Origin of the sequence: Bradyrhizobium sp. UNPF46 (assembly GCF_006658625.1) — a bacterium.
GTDB classification, from domain to species: Bacteria; Pseudomonadota; Alphaproteobacteria; order Rhizobiales; family Xanthobacteraceae; genus Bradyrhizobium; species Bradyrhizobium nitroreducens.
The window spans coordinates 1-13,087 of sequence record NZ_LFJB01000037.1 but is presented as its reverse complement, the minus strand read 5'-3'; the positions used below and the strand labels follow the sequence as shown (position 1 = coordinate 13,087).

The 13,087-nt window shown below is 66.7% G+C and carries 13 protein-coding genes; 7 read left to right on the top strand and 6 right to left on the bottom strand.

Going from position 1 to position 13,087, the window contains the following annotated elements; all coding sequences use genetic code 11:
* The first annotated feature begins 290 nt into the window (after positions 1-290).
* A complete protein-coding gene (locus UNPF46_RS15765) occupies positions 291-2,252 on the top strand; it encodes a DEAD/DEAH box helicase (RefSeq protein WP_142250612.1) in 1,962 nt (653 codons plus the stop codon).
* A gap of 78 nt (positions 2,253-2,330) precedes the next feature.
* On the opposite strand, the gene UNPF46_RS15755 is transcribed toward UNPF46_RS15765, so the two are convergent.
* Positions 2,331-2,642 carry a hypothetical protein gene (locus UNPF46_RS15755; RefSeq protein ID WP_142250610.1) on the bottom strand — a complete coding sequence of 104 codons (312 nt, stop codon included), beginning with the start codon at positions 2,640-2,642 and terminating at the stop codon, positions 2,331-2,333.
* A 130-nt stretch (positions 2,643-2,772) separates the two neighbouring features.
* Entirely contained in the window at positions 2,773-3,279 is a 507-nt protein-coding gene (locus UNPF46_RS15750; RefSeq protein WP_142250609.1) for a GNAT family N-acetyltransferase, read from the bottom strand.
* A 145-nt stretch (positions 3,280-3,424) separates the two neighbouring features.
* Here UNPF46_RS15750 and UNPF46_RS15745 point away from each other — a divergent pair, with 145 nt between their 5' ends.
* Complete coding sequence (locus UNPF46_RS15745; RefSeq protein WP_181769955.1) at positions 3,425-3,811, top strand: COG4315 family predicted lipoprotein; 387 nt, start codon at positions 3,425-3,427, stop codon at positions 3,809-3,811.
* Between the two features lie 53 nt (positions 3,812-3,864).
* Here UNPF46_RS15745 and UNPF46_RS15740 read toward each other — a convergent pair whose 3' ends face one another.
* Together UNPF46_RS15740 and UNPF46_RS15735 are read right to left on the bottom strand one after the other, a co-directional pair.
* A complete protein-coding gene (locus UNPF46_RS15740; RefSeq protein ID WP_142250608.1) occupies positions 3,865-4,998 on the bottom strand; it encodes a DJ-1/PfpI family protein in 1,134 nt (377 codons plus the stop codon).
* 129 nt (positions 4,999-5,127) lie between these two features.
* Complete coding sequence (locus tag UNPF46_RS15735) at positions 5,128-5,682, bottom strand: PAS domain-containing protein (protein WP_100176081.1); 555 nt, start codon at positions 5,680-5,682, stop codon at positions 5,128-5,130.
* Between the two features lie 452 nt (positions 5,683-6,134).
* Here UNPF46_RS15735 and UNPF46_RS15730 point away from each other — a divergent pair, with 452 nt between their 5' ends.
* Positions 6,135-6,968: a rhomboid family intramembrane serine protease gene (locus UNPF46_RS15730; RefSeq protein WP_502705490.1), complete on the top strand. Its 834-nt coding sequence runs from the start codon at positions 6,135-6,137 to the stop codon at positions 6,966-6,968.
* Between the two features lie 190 nt (positions 6,969-7,158).
* Entirely contained in the window at positions 7,159-7,587 is a 429-nt protein-coding gene (locus UNPF46_RS15725; protein WP_142250607.1) for a CBS domain-containing protein, read from the top strand.
* On the opposite strand, the gene UNPF46_RS15720 is transcribed toward UNPF46_RS15725, so the two are convergent.
* Positions 7,588-8,622, bottom strand: a complete 1,035-nt coding sequence (locus UNPF46_RS15720; protein ID WP_181769954.1) for a patatin-like phospholipase family protein — start codon at positions 8,620-8,622, stop codon at positions 7,588-7,590.
* Positions 8,623-8,870: 248 nt separating this feature from the next.
* On the opposite strand from UNPF46_RS15720, the gene UNPF46_RS15715 reads away from it, so the two are divergent.
* Both UNPF46_RS15715 and UNPF46_RS37515 read left to right on the top strand, forming a co-directional pair.
* On the top strand, positions 8,871-9,944 hold the full coding sequence (locus UNPF46_RS15715; protein WP_142250605.1) for an RgsD C-terminal domain-containing protein: 1,074 nt from the start codon (positions 8,871-8,873) through the stop codon (positions 9,942-9,944).
* Between the two features lie 296 nt (positions 9,945-10,240).
* Positions 10,241-10,522 (top strand): hypothetical protein, encoded by a 282-nt coding sequence (locus UNPF46_RS37515; RefSeq protein WP_246668667.1) that lies wholly within the window; start codon positions 10,241-10,243, stop codon positions 10,520-10,522.
* A 105-nt stretch (positions 10,523-10,627) separates the two neighbouring features.
* Here UNPF46_RS37515 and UNPF46_RS15705 read toward each other — a convergent pair whose 3' ends face one another.
* A complete protein-coding gene (locus UNPF46_RS15705; RefSeq protein ID WP_246668666.1) occupies positions 10,628-11,620 on the bottom strand; it encodes a zinc-dependent alcohol dehydrogenase family protein in 993 nt (330 codons plus the stop codon).
* A gap of 102 nt (positions 11,621-11,722) precedes the next feature.
* On the opposite strand from UNPF46_RS15705, the gene UNPF46_RS15700 reads away from it, so the two are divergent.
* Entirely contained in the window at positions 11,723-12,574 is an 852-nt protein-coding gene (locus UNPF46_RS15700; RefSeq protein ID WP_142250604.1) for a LysR family transcriptional regulator, read from the top strand.
* Positions 12,575-13,087 lie beyond the last annotated feature (513 nt).

Genomic DNA, 13,087 nt, shown 5'->3' with positions numbered 1-13,087 from the left:
GCGAAGTGGACACCGGTTCGCGTGAAGAAAACGCGTCAAAACAAGAATCTAGAGCTTCGGTTCTGATTCAATCAGAACCGAAAATGTTCTAGAAGCGGGCGCAAAGATCCGCTGCAACCTTCAGGCGCGGTGCTTTTCGTCAAGCCATGCATCAAAGGCATGGTGATTCCCGGACACTTGGCGTAAAGAGCGGCCAGAACAATCCAGCGTGCGGCCGGGCCGATTGCCGCGCACGCCAGCCTCAGGCGCCCCGGCTTGCCGCGCCTGAATTAACCAAGGTTTCCCATCTCGTGTCTCTTCCGGCCCTGACCCCGCCGCTCGCCCAAGCTTTGGCCGAGCGGAACTATGATTCACTGACCCCCGTCCAGCTCGCCGTGCTCGCCCACGAAGCGACCAGCCGCGACCTGCTGGTCTCGGCGCAGACCGGCTCCGGCAAGACCGTAGCCTATGGCCTTGCGATCGCCAAAAATCTCCTCGGCGAGGACGAGCGGTTCGAGCAGGCCGGCGCGCCGCTCGCCCTGATCGTGGCGCCCACCCGCGAGCTGGCGCTTCAGGTTCAGCGCGAGCTTGCCTGGCTCTATGGACATGCCGGCGGGCGCGTCGTCTCCTGCGTCGGCGGCATGGACCCGCGCCGCGAGCAGCGCGAGCTTGCGGCCGGCGCGCACATCGTCGTCGGCACGCCCGGCCGTCTTTGCGATCATCTGCGGCGCAACCGCCTCGACATCTCTGAACTTAAGGCCGTCGTTCTCGACGAGGCCGACGAGATGCTCAATCTCGGTTTTCGCGAGGACATGGAGTTCATCCTCGAGACGACGCCCGAGACGCGCCGCACCTTGATGTTCTCCGCGACGTTCCCGCGCGGCATCGTCGCGCTGGCCAAGCAGTATCAGCATGATGCATTCCGCATCGAGGTTGCAGGCGACGAAGGCGGCCACGCCGACATCGAGTACCGCGCCATCCGGATCGCGCCCGCCGACGTCGAGCATGCCGTCGTCAACGTGCTGCGCTTCTACGAGGCGCCGAGCGCGCTCGTCTTCTGCAGCACGCGCGACAACGTCAGGCACTTGCAGGCGGCACTGCTGGAGCGCGGTTTTGCCGTGGTCGCGCTCTCGGGCGAATTGACGCAGAACGAGCGGACCATGGCGCTGCAGTCGCTGCGGGACGGCCGCGCCCGCGTCTGCGTCGCGACCGACGTTGCCGCGCGCGGCATCGACCTGCCGAGCCTTGACCTCGTCATTCACGCCGACCTGCCCAACGACGCCGAGGTGATGCAGCATCGTTCGGGGCGCACAGGGCGCGCGGGCCGCAAGGGCACGAGCGTCCTGCTGGTGCCGCCGGCACGGCGTCGTCGCGCCGAGCTGCTGCTCAATCTCTCCGGGATCGATGCGGCCTGGGCCACCGCGCCGCAGGCGGAGGAGATCCGCAAGCTCGACCACGATCGCATGAAGGACGTGCTGTTCACCGAGGAGACCACGCCCGACGATCTGGCGCTGGCGCAGGCCTTGCTCGCCGAGCGGTCTGCCGAGGACATCGCCGCTGCGCTGGCGCGGCTCTATCGCGCGCGGCTGCCGTCGCCGGAGGACATCATCGATCCCGGTGAGCGACCCGCCCGGTCACGTGACGATCGCGGTCGCGACAATGTTCGCACGCCGCGCGACGACGGCCGCAGCTCACGCGGCGACGATCGCCCGGCGGGGCCGCGATCGAAGCCAGGCAAATCCTCGCCGCGTCACGGCATGGGAGAGGCCACCGTCTGGTTCCGCGCCAATATCGGACGACGCAAGAACGCTGAAGCGCGCTGGCTGCTGCCGATGATTTGCCGTCGTGGCGGCATCGACAAGGGCGATATCGGCGCCATCAAGATCATGGACACCACGACCGAGTTCGAAATTTCCGAGCGGGTCGCGGAGTCCTTCGCCGTCAAGATCAAGCGTCCGGACAAGGAGGACAATATCCGCCTCGAGCCGATGGCGGGCGCGCCACAGCAACAGGCGCCTGCGGAAGAGCGGTCCCACGCGCCCGGGCGCGAGCGGGACGATGGCGATCATCGCGAACGCCGCGACGAGCCGCGCGAATTCAAGCCACGCGGCAAACCGCCCGGCGAGCGCGCACCTCGTTTCGACGATGCGCCGTCCTTTGCAAAGAAAAAGAAGAATCGCGACAAGCAGGTCCGCGCGGAGCCGTCGGTCACGCCGTGGCCGGTGAAGGGTGCGCCGGGAAAAAAGCCGAAGAAGAAAAAGCATCGCGGCTGAACCGCCGTCGCTCAGTGCGGACGGCAATGATGCCGCCGGATGGCACCGGCGGCATCATCTGAAAGGTCAGGTGTGCGTTCAGCGACCGCCGCCGCCACCACCGCCACCTCCGCCGCCACCACCACCACCGCCTCCGCCGCCGTCGCGCATCGACGAGCTGTAGCGCGGGTCAGTCTGCTTCATGTAGGTCGGCGACGTATCGTTGGTGAGACGAACGACGACGCGGCGTGCGCGGCCCGGATTCTGGGTCTCGGCGATGATGCCGCAACTTTCGAACAGGCCGAACTGGCAGCCGTCGGTTCGGTGGGGCGCCGCATTGGCACCGGTTGCGGCGAAGGCGCTCGTCGCAACGCATGCAAGCAAAGCAACTTTCGACAAAGTGAGCTTCATGGATATTCTCCAGCCTCGGTTCGGCGAGACCGGAACGGCTCGCACATCCGTTCGACGGAGCCCGTCCTGATCCGGTTCGAGAGGGCGGCTTCACGCCCGCGTGAGCCCGCCGGCTGGCCGGGGAGGGACGTTACGTCGCAGTGAGGTCGCGCAGCATATAGGTCGCGCCTTCGCCGTAGGAGGCGAGCTTCGCACGCAGCGCCGCATCTGCGGTAACGGCGCGAAAGCCGAGATGCTCCCATAGCGGCCGGGTGGCGTAGACCGAGACCAGTGCGAGCGTCGCGATGCCGGAGGCCCGCGCCAGCTCCGCAATCCCGGCAATGTAATCGCGTGCAACGCCGCCGCGCCGGTCCGGCAGCACGGCGACATCATGGACGTAGAGGCAGTCCGCATTCTCGGGCAGCCGTTCGAGGAAACCGTCGAGCGGCGGGATCTGATGCTGCGTCCAGGGATGTGCGAGGCCGTAGCCGGCGACCGCATCCTCCGACGCGAGCACGCGGCAGCCGGGAGGATAGAGCTGCATCTTCTCCATGAACACTTCGGGGCGTTCCGGCAGATCGGGATGGATCTGTGCGGCGATCGCAACGATCGCGCGGACGTCGGATACCCGCGCCGGGCGCCAATGCAGCTTGCTCATCTCGATCTGCGGTTCCGTCACATCATCCAGTTTATTCCACCGCGCAGTCGCGCGCAGCGAAAAATATCTTCGTCGCCGTCTTGGGAATAGGACGCTTGGCGCGGCGTCCTACCCCATGCAAGCCAATTGCATGACAGGAGATATCATGACGTCCCCGATCCGCCTCGCGCTCACGCTCGCAATCTCGCTCGCGATCGTTCCCGCCGCCTTCGCCGCACCGCCGACCAAGACCGGCAAGACCGACAAGGGCAACGTCCTCACCGATGCCAAGGGCATGACGCTCTACACCTTCGACAAGGACGCGGACGGCAAGTCCGCCTGCAACGGCCCATGCGCGACCAACTGGCCGGTGCTGAAGGCCGAGGCGAGCGACGCTGCCGGCGACGGCTACACCATCATCACCCGCGACGACGGCTCCAGGCAGTGGGCCTACAAGGGCAAGCCGCTCTACACCTTCGCCAAGGACACCAAGCCCGGCGACATCACCGGCGACGGTTTCCTGAACGGCGCCTGGCATCTGGCGATGCCGTAAATGCGCATCGCGCGCCGGCTGTCGTTCGCGACGTCAGGCGCGCGGTCGCGGCGCTATCTCGGATATTCCAGCTGCATCGCGACGAAGTCGGCCGTGCGCGCCCCGTAGCGCGCATCGATGTCGTGCAGCGTCCGGTCCAGCGCACGCGCCGGCGGCAGGTCGAATGCGGCCGGCGGCGTCAGCTTTGCCGGCCACTCGGCCGCGACCTTGTCGGGCAGGATGCGGAGACCGCCGCGGCTTGTAGTCGGTTCGGCCGCGGCGGCGAAGGTGAGGGCACGCGAGCGATAGGTGCGCGACCACGCATCAGCGACGAGCGCAAGCGAGACCTCGTCGACGCCAGATGTCAGCGCAATGCCGAGCTGCTCGCGGTTCCAGAATGAGAGCGTGTTGGCGATCGCCGTCAGCGCGAAGGGGCGGGTGAACTTGAACGCCGCGCTGCGGTGGCGCGCATCCCAGTGCGCAAGACCGATCTCGCGGGCGACCGCCTCCGCCTTGGCGCGGCCGGCGATGGCCTCGACCAGGGTCAGGGCCATCGGCATGGATGCGGTGATACCGGTCGTGGTCGCAACGCCGCGGTCGACCACGAGCCGGCGATCCGCGACATAGCGGATCGCCGAATGCTTCCGCAGGTCGCGCACGGAATACCAGTGCGTGGTGGCCTGCCTGCCGTCCAGCAGCCCGGTGCTGGCAACGACCATGGCACCGACGCAGACGCCGACGACGATCGCGCCCTTGCCGGCCTGGCTTCTGATCCACTGCAAGGCCGCGGCATCGTCTTCGCGGCTCATCGCGGGCACGATCACGTAATCGGCGCCGTCGGGATGGGCCGCATCGAACTCGGCAATGGTTGCGTGCGGCTGCACTTTCAGCGCGGGAAAGAGCGTGACGGGGCCAGGCTGCGTCGACAATGTGAGGACGTCGGCGACATCGGCCCGCGCGAGGATGCCGTATGGCATCAGATAGTCGGTCGTCTCGGTCATGTCGTTGATGCCGACGATGGCGATCACGGGACGCTTGCGCCTGGGCGGCTTCAGCGCCGCAAGCGTCGCCTCGGTTTCGTCTTTGGATATCGCAGGCGCGGTTCCCTGAGCCGGCGCGCCGGGCAGCAGCAACAGCCAGGTTCCGCCGATGACTGCGAGCAACGCCACGCAGCCGAGCGCGCTCCATGCCAGAATGCGCCAGCTCATGAGATGTCACCCGATCGTCGTTGCTTCTCGCCGCGCGGAAGCTACCCGTTCGCAGCACGATCAGGAATGACGCAGATCCCGCAAAAACGGTCGCGCGCATCGGCGCGATCAATTGTCACGCAGTGGGACCTACCGCAGTCCCTCATACACCATCAGCCCACGTGCGATCTGCAGCTTGCGGATCGCGCGCGGCAGCAGCTTCTCCGGCTGGTGCAGATAGCGCCAGGAGGTGAGGGTGAAGGCCGAAAGCGCGCCGCACTCGTCGTCGAACGGCGCGAGCACGCCGGTCACGCTCACCGGCGTGTGCGGGCGGGCGTTGAAGGGCAGCAGCAACAGCTCGAGATAGGCCTTGCTGCCGTCCTCGCGCGCGGCCGTGACGCCGGCGATCGCACCCAGCGTCTCGTCGGCGACGATGGTCGTGATCTCCTCGATCTCGCTGCGGCTAGCTTCGGCGAACAGCGCCGCAAAGCTCTGGTCCTTGAGGTCGCGCCCCGCCAGCGCGCAGACGCGCGTGCCGGCGACGCGGAAGGGAAAGCCGAGATTGGGCTCGCAGGAGAGGACGAAAATGTCGCCGAGCAGGCCGCGGACGGCGGCCGGATCGATGTCGGCCCTGTCGGGGGCCCGCGCAGCGCCGCGCTTCTTGTCCCAGTACGCGAAGAACGCACGGCTCGACGAATGTTTCATGTCTGAACGCTTATCCCGGGGTGCAACCTCGAAGGGACAGAGCTGTCCCGCTTCAGTGCACCCGCGATCCCCTGTGTTGTTGTGCAGGAGGGGATTTGCAGCGTCCATGCCGCGGGGGCGTTTTCGCCTCCGTTAAGCCGGTCTTTGCGGTGTTAACGTTAAATTAACTATCGGCTTTCCGTTCGCCGCGCCGCTGCTATGGTGATCGCAGTCGCAAGCCTCGCCGCTTTCTCCAGGTTCTCGGCGGGGTCTGTACACAGGGCGTCAAACAGTTTGGCCACGGGCCGGGGAGGGGTGGGGATACACCTTCATTCCCAAGGCGCGGAAAGGCCGACACGGACAGGCAGGGCTTCCCAGGGCCCTGCCTTTTCCTTTTGTGCACTTGCGCAAGGCCGGGAAAGGCGACTATCTGCAAGGGGATCGCTCCGATCGCGCCTGAAAGCGAAGCTGCCTTGGATTCCCCGCCGCACGATTCCTCGCAAGATTCCCAGCCGGGGCTGCCGGCCGCCCAACAGGTCGTCCATGAGGAGGCCCCGCGCGAGCCGATTCTGACGCTGCCTGTGGCGCTGACCGCCTATGTCCTCCTGCTGGCGGTGATCCATCTGCGGGTGTTGCTGCCGCCGGAGCTGGAGAACTGGACCATCGACGTCTTCGGCTTCATCCCGAAGCGCTACGATTCCTCGCTGCTCAATCTGCAGATCCCCGGCGGCGCCGGCGCGAAGGTCTGGACGTTCGTCACCTATTCGCTGCTGCACGCCAATCTGACGCATCTCGGCTTCAACGTGCTCTGGCTGCTGCCGTTCGGCAGCGCGCTGGCGCGGCGCTTTGGCGCCGTCAGGTTCTTCCTGTTTCTCGCGGTGACGGCGGCGGCCGGCGCGCTCGCCCATCTCGCCACCCACGAGCATGCGGTGGCGCCGATGATCGGCGCCTCGGCCTCGGTGTCGGGCGCGATGGCCGCCGCGATCCGCTTCGCCTTCGTCCGCGGCAGTTTCCTGTCGTTCAACCGATCGGATGCCGATACCGCCGCGAGGGTTCCGGCGCTGCCGCTGTCGCGCGCGCTGCGCGACGGGCGCGTGGTCGGCTTCCTCGCCGTGTGGTTCGGCGTCAACATCATCTTCGGCGTCGGTGCAATCGGCGTCGATTCCGAAACCACGAGCGTCGCCTGGCAGGCGCATATCGGCGGCTTCTTCGCCGGCCTGCTGCTGTTCACCCTGTTCGATCCCGTGCCGCGCGTGCGAAGCGATGCTGCGGATGCGTCATCACAGGACGTTTCAGACCGTATCTGAAGCGGCGCTTGCGGCGCGGCCCGAATTCATCCATCATTTGCGCGAAGAATGTTTCCGAAGCGACGGCCCTAGCCGCGCCTCGCAAAGCGCGCGAGCGTGAAACCCGCGCCAAGCAAGACTGTTAGTTGAAGACTCGAAGAACAGGTCCGGACCGCCCACGGGTGGACGGCTCGGATTCAGGGAGGCGACAATGACGGTACGTTCCATTCTCAATACCAAGGGCCACCAGATCATGAGCGTCGAGCCCGACGCGAAGCTGGCTGCCGCGGTCAAACTGCTCGGCGAGAAGAAGATCGGCGCGGTGCTGGTGATGAACCAGAGCCGGCTCGAGGGCATCCTGTCCGAGCGCGACATCGTGCGCGTGCTCGGCGAGCGCGGCGCGGCGGTGCTGGACGAGCCGGTCTCCCAGGTCATGACCCGCAAGGTCGTCACCTGCAAGGAGACCGACACGGTCGCCGAGCTCATGGAGACGATGACGACTGGCAAGTTTCGCCATCTGCCCGTGGTCGACAACGGCAAGGTGGTCGGCCTGATCTCGATCGGCGACATCGTCAAGCGCCGCGTCCAGGAATACGAGAACGAGCAGGAAGCCCTGCGCGACTACATCAAGACGGCCTGATCAGGCCTGCTCGTCCGCCTTCGGCGCGTGGCCCGCGGGCGCCGGCGCCAGCACGTCGATCGCCTCCTGGATCGAGTCCAGCGCGCGCTCGGCTGCGCGCGCGCCGTGGGCGATCAGGTCCTCGGAGCGATGGAAGTCGAACCAGCCGAAATGGCCGACCCGGGGCGAGATCAGCAGGTCCGGCGGATCGCCTGCGAGGCGGGCGCGGGTGATGCGGTCCTGCATGATGTTGAAGGCATCGACCATCACCGAGGAGATGCCCGGGCGCCCGGCGCTGCCGAAGAACTCGCGCTTCATGGTCTTCTCGGGTGAGAACAGGCGCGGAAAGCGCCGCTTGGCGGTCGGCTCCTCGGCCTCCGGCGTAACAGGCGCAGGCATCGCGCCGTGCGAATAGATCGTCGTGGAATGGGTGAAGATGTCGCTGGAAAGATTTGCAGCGATGACGATTTCGGCGCCGAGCGCACGGGCCGCCGAGACCGGCACGGGATTCACCAGCGCGCCGTCCACCAGCCAGCGATCGCCGATCAGGACGGGCGAGAAGATGCCGGGCAGGGCGTAGGACGCGCGCATCGCATTGACCACGCGGCCACGCGTCAGCCAGATCTCGTGGCCGGTGCGGACCTCGGTTGCCACGCTCGCGAACTTGACCGGCAGGTCCTCGACCAGGGTCTGCCCGACCGCCTCTTCGAGGCGGGTCGCCAGCTTCTCGCCGCCAAGCAGGCCGGAGCCGTTGAGGCGGATGTCGAGATAGCCGATGATGTTGCGCATGCCTTGCAGGCTGCGCCCCCATTCTTCGAACGTCTCGAGCCGGCCGGCGGCATGGAGGCCGCCGACCACGGCGCCGATGGACGTGCCGACCACGACATCGGGCACGATGCCATTGGCGAGCAGGGTCCGGAGGATACCGATATGCGCAAAACCGCGCGCCGCGCCGCCACCGAGGGCGAGGCCGATGACGGGACGGCGGGTGGGGCCAAGGCCAATCTTCTCACCGCTCGAGCCGTTTGCGCCGCGCCCCTTCAAGATGTCCAGCACCGAAACTCTCCTACGCCGGGGCCAGGCCCGTATCGTCAGACTAGGCACCGCACTCGCACTCCGCCATCCCGGGCGCGAAGCATGGTTTATGCCGCTTTGGAGAGGGCACCGGGCAGGAGTATGGCGAGGGGCGGTTGCCTCAGGACTAATCACGCAGGCGTCAACTGGGTTCCATCGATCCGGGGACCCGTATTTCCTGGGGTTTCAGAGGCTTGAATTTGCCGCGTTTTCAGTGAAAAGCAGGAGGCATGACACGCGGGAGTGACGGCATCATCGGATGGCGGCGCAGCGGCAGGCTGCTGCCGGCGCTGATCCTTGCCGCGTGCCTCGTTACCTCAGGCCAAAACACTGCGCAGGCGCAGCTTTTCTCCGATCGTCCGCCGCCGGTACCCCCCGCATCGGTGCCCGACCCCGGCGGCGCCATCAATCTGGCTCCGCCCGGCGGGCCGGGCGCCGGTCCCCCCAGCCTGCCGCCGACCCTGATGCAGCCGGCGACTCCCAGCATGCCGCCGCCCGCGGTCTCCACCGTGCCCCCGGCCGCGCCGCTCAATGCCGCCGTGCCCGGACAGGGCGTGCTGTCGCTGACCGCCAAATACGGCAAGGACACGCCGCCGATCACCAGCGGCCTGGTCTGGCGCGTGTTCGCCGACCGTCCCGACGAGAACGGCACCTTCAAGCTGATCCGCGAAGACCGCAACGCCACGCCGAACATCGTGCTGCCGCCCGGCAATTACGTGGTGCACGTCGCCTTCGGCCTCGTCAGCGCGGTGCGCACCGTCAGCCTGAAGGCCGAGACCGACCGCGAATCCTTCGTGCTGCCGGCGGGGGGCCTGCGCATCGAAGGCCGCGTCGGCACCAGCCGCATCCCGCAGAACCAGATCTCGTTCGCGATCTACAAGGGTAGCCAGTTCGAATCCGGCGAGCGCGCCTCCCTGGTGCCGAACGTCGCCGCCGGCGACGTCGTGCTGATCCCGGAAGGCACCTATTACATCATCTCCAACTATGGCGACGCCAACTCGGTGGTGCGTTCGGACATCCGCGTCCAGGCCGGCAAGCTCACCGACGTCACCATCACCCACCGCGCCGCCGTGATCACGCTCAAGCTGGTCAGCGACAAGGGCGGCGAGGCGCTCGCCAACACCGCCTGGTCGGTGCTGACACCCGGCGGCGACGTCATCAAGGAATCGATCGGCGCCTTCCCGCGCGTGGTGCTCTCCGAAGGCGAATACCGCGCCATCGCCAAGAACGAGGGCAAGGTCTACGAGCGCGGCTTCAACGTCGTGAACGGCGTCGACGGCGAAGTGGAAGTCGTCGCGCGCTAGGGCGGCGCGGCTGCCTGCCGGATCAAGTCCGGCTCGACGTCAAATGGCGGCTTCTCACTGCGCGCATCATCGTGCATCTCCTGTTACCGCTTGCCGTCAATTGCGAGGCCGACAGCCGATCTTCGCGCTCTGTGTACGGTATTGAATACGGGTAGCGGCGAAGCAATTGCCGTTCCGGGCCGAGCAAACACCGCTGGTCAACGCTTATTCCCCGCGCGCCGCACGTTCATCACAGTCGGTGCAAGATACTTATTTCCGATCATCAATTTTATTCTCTTTCCATCCCGCTGCGTTATATGTCGGGCATCCGTCTATTGGAGGAGGCCGGAGCAGGCTCGTGGGTCTGCGGGACCGGCAAGGAGCAGGGGACCAAGCTCGTCGGCATGTTCGAAGTGATCCTCACCAGGCGCAAGCGGTTTGGTTGGCGATGGCAGGTGTGCGACCAGTCCGGCAAGATCTTTGCCGACGGCTTCGAGCGCACCCGGCCGTCCGCCAAATATCATGGCGAGCGCGCATTGTTCTTCCTGTTGTCGCAGGCCCATCTGCACAGCCGCTCCGCAGCGTCCAGCGAGGACTAGCGGCGGGCCCTTCCCGTAGCCCGGATGGAACGCAGTGCAATCCGGGACGCTGCACCTGGTCGGACAAAACCCGGATTACGCTTTCGCTCCATCCGGGCGACCAGATCAGACGTCGACGACCAGCTTGCCCTTGGCGGCGCGATCCCTGATCAGCGCATAGGCTTCGCCGATATTCTCGAGCGTGAAACGTCTCGCATCGACGAGCGGCACGAGCTTGCCGGCTTCGGCGAGGCGCGTGGCCTCGGTCATGATCTCCCCGTGGTGCGCGCGGCCTTCGCCCGACAGCAGCGGCAGCAGCGTGAAGACGCCGGAATAGGTGGCGGCGCGGAACGACAGCGGCGCGAGCGCGTGCGTCCCCCAGCCCAGTGCGCTCACCACATGGCCGAAGCGCCGCACCGCTTCAAAGGAGGCGTCGAGCACCTTGCCGCCGACGGTGTCGTAGACGATGTCGAAGCCGCGGCCGCCGGTATGGTGTGCGACATAGGCTTCGACCGGGCTGTCGCGATCGACGAACACCGCGCCGAAGCCTTCGATGGTGGCGCGCTGCGACGCCGAGCCCGTCGCGAACACGCTCGCCCCGAAGGCGCGCGCGATCTGGATCGCGACATGACCGACGCCGCCGGCGCCGCCATGGATCAACACCCTCTGGCCCGCCTTCAGGCCCGCGCGATCGATCAGGCCTTCCCAGGCCGTGATGACGATCAGGGGCAGGGCGGCCGCCTCCCGCATGCTGAGATTGGCGGGCTTCAATGCGAGCAGATCGGCATCGACCGCGGCGAATTCGGCCAGCGATCCCTGCACGCCGCCGACACCTCCGGTCATGCCATAGACCTCGTCGCCCGGCTTGAACCGCGTCACCTCGCGCCCGCTGCGCTCGACGATGCCGGCCAGATCGATCCCGGGAATCGCCGGCAGCGGATGGCGCGCATGCGCGGCCGTGCCGGCATGGATCTTGGTGTCGAGCGGATTGACCCCGCTGGCCCGCACCCGGACCAGCACCTCACGCGGACCGACCTCGGGCGTTGAGATGGTCGAGAGCCGCAGCGACGTGTTGTGAGCCTCCAGCACGGCCGCTCGCATCGTCGATTGTGTCGTCATGATCGTCTCTCTCCGTTGTCGGCCTCCAATATGTCCATGAATTTTTGCATGAGAAGGAACAAGGTTGTACGATCGTCGTGCGTTTTTGTATGAGGTTGTCCGATGGATTGGAGCGATCTGCGCATCTTCCTGGCGATTGCGCGCGAGGGCACGCTCGGCGCGGCCGCACGCAAGATCGGCCAGACCCAGCCGACGATGGGACGGCGGCTTCGCGCGCTCGAGACGGCGTTGGGTCAGACGCTGTTCCAGCGGACGGCGGATGGCTTCGTGCTGACCGACGAGGGCACCGCGGTGCTGCGTCACGCCGAGCGGATCGAGGACGAGGCGCTCGCGCTTCAACGCCACGCGACCGGCGCCGAGACGCAACTCGACGGTGTGCTGCGCCTGTCGTCGTCGGATTGGTTCGGCACGGTGATGCTGTCGCCGGTGATCGCCGCATTCGGCAAGCGTCACCCCGCCGTGACGGTGGAGCTTCTGACCGATGCGCGGCTCTACAGTCTGCCGCGGCGCGAGGCGGATCTGGTCTTCCGCATCAAGCCGTTCAGTGAGCCCGAGGTGATCTCGCGAAAGCTGCTGCACGTTCCCTACGCGCTCTATGGCAGGAGGGGCAGCAAGCCGCCGCGCGCCGGCGACGGCAGCGGCGTTCGCGTCGTGACCATGAATGCCGAGTTCGCCGACATGCCGGACGCGGTCTGGCTGAAGCGCATGCTGCCGCATGCGGACGTCGCCTCGCGCAGCAACAACAGGCAGGTGCAGGCCGAGCTTTGCGCGCGCGGCGGCGGCCTTGCCGTGCTGCCACGTCCGCTCGGTGACAGCGATCGCCGCCTGGCCGCGCTCGACATCGGCACGCCGCCGCCCGGCCGCGACACCTATGTCGGCTATCATCGCGATCTGAAGCGGCTCGCCCGCCTGCGCGCGCTGCTCGATCTCGTGATCGAGAAGCTGGCCGGCTAGGCTCGATCCGGGCGACGACACCATCCCTTGCGGTGCCCGACGGGCAAAACACCCAAGATGCCGGTCAACGCGGGTCGACAAAAATATTCCACTTTACCGAAATTCGGAAAGGGCGTATGTGTCGCCGCAACCCGGCCCTAGGAAGAGGGGCGTATCGCGATCGTCACGAACGCGGGCCGGGCGGCGGTGGACGCCGATGGTATCGGCGCGATGAGGTTTTGCAGGGCAGGCAACTGTGAGCAAGGCCGTCGCGCACACGACCGGTGCGATCGGCGTACGGCGAAATCGTGTGGTCCTGGCGCCCGGGGTCTGTGCGCCAAGTCTTGTGGTGATGTGTGTTGCTCAACCGGGCGTGCGCATCAGCCATCCGCAAGGCGACGGGGGCAATAGTGCAACGCTCCCCGGGGAGAGCACGACATAAGCCGTCAACCCACTGCGCAGGGAAGGCCGGGATGTCCTGGCTACACCTGTATGCCGCTGTGCAGCTTCTTGTCACGCAGGATTCGCACAGTG

Excerpts from the sequence above, each read along its gene's own strand:
- UNPF46_RS15700 (WP_142250604.1), top strand. The coding sequence starts at position 11,723 with ATGGATTGGAGCGATCTGCGCATCTTCCTGGCGATTGCGCGCGAGGGC.
- UNPF46_RS15725 (WP_142250607.1), top strand. The coding sequence starts at position 7,159 with ATGACGGTACGTTCCATTCTCAATACCAAGGGCCACCAGATCATGAGC.
- UNPF46_RS15755 (WP_142250610.1), bottom strand. The coding sequence starts at position 2,642 with ATGAAGCTCACTTTGTCGAAAGTTGCTTTGCTTGCATGCGTTGCGACG.
- UNPF46_RS15715 (WP_142250605.1), top strand. The coding sequence starts at position 8,871 with ATGACACGCGGGAGTGACGGCATCATCGGATGGCGGCGCAGCGGCAGG.
- UNPF46_RS37515 (WP_246668667.1), top strand. The coding sequence starts at position 10,241 with ATGTCGGGCATCCGTCTATTGGAGGAGGCCGGAGCAGGCTCGTGGGTC.
- UNPF46_RS15745 (WP_181769955.1), top strand. The coding sequence starts at position 3,425 with ATGACGTCCCCGATCCGCCTCGCGCTCACGCTCGCAATCTCGCTCGCG.
- UNPF46_RS15750 (WP_142250609.1), bottom strand. The coding sequence starts at position 3,279 with ATGAGCAAGCTGCATTGGCGCCCGGCGCGGGTATCCGACGTCCGCGCG.
- UNPF46_RS15740 (WP_142250608.1), bottom strand. The coding sequence starts at position 4,998 with ATGAGCTGGCGCATTCTGGCATGGAGCGCGCTCGGCTGCGTGGCGTTG.
- UNPF46_RS15735 (WP_100176081.1), bottom strand. The coding sequence starts at position 5,682 with ATGAAACATTCGTCGAGCCGTGCGTTCTTCGCGTACTGGGACAAGAAG.
- UNPF46_RS15705 (WP_246668666.1), bottom strand. The coding sequence starts at position 11,620 with ATGACGACACAATCGACGATGCGAGCGGCCGTGCTGGAGGCTCACAAC.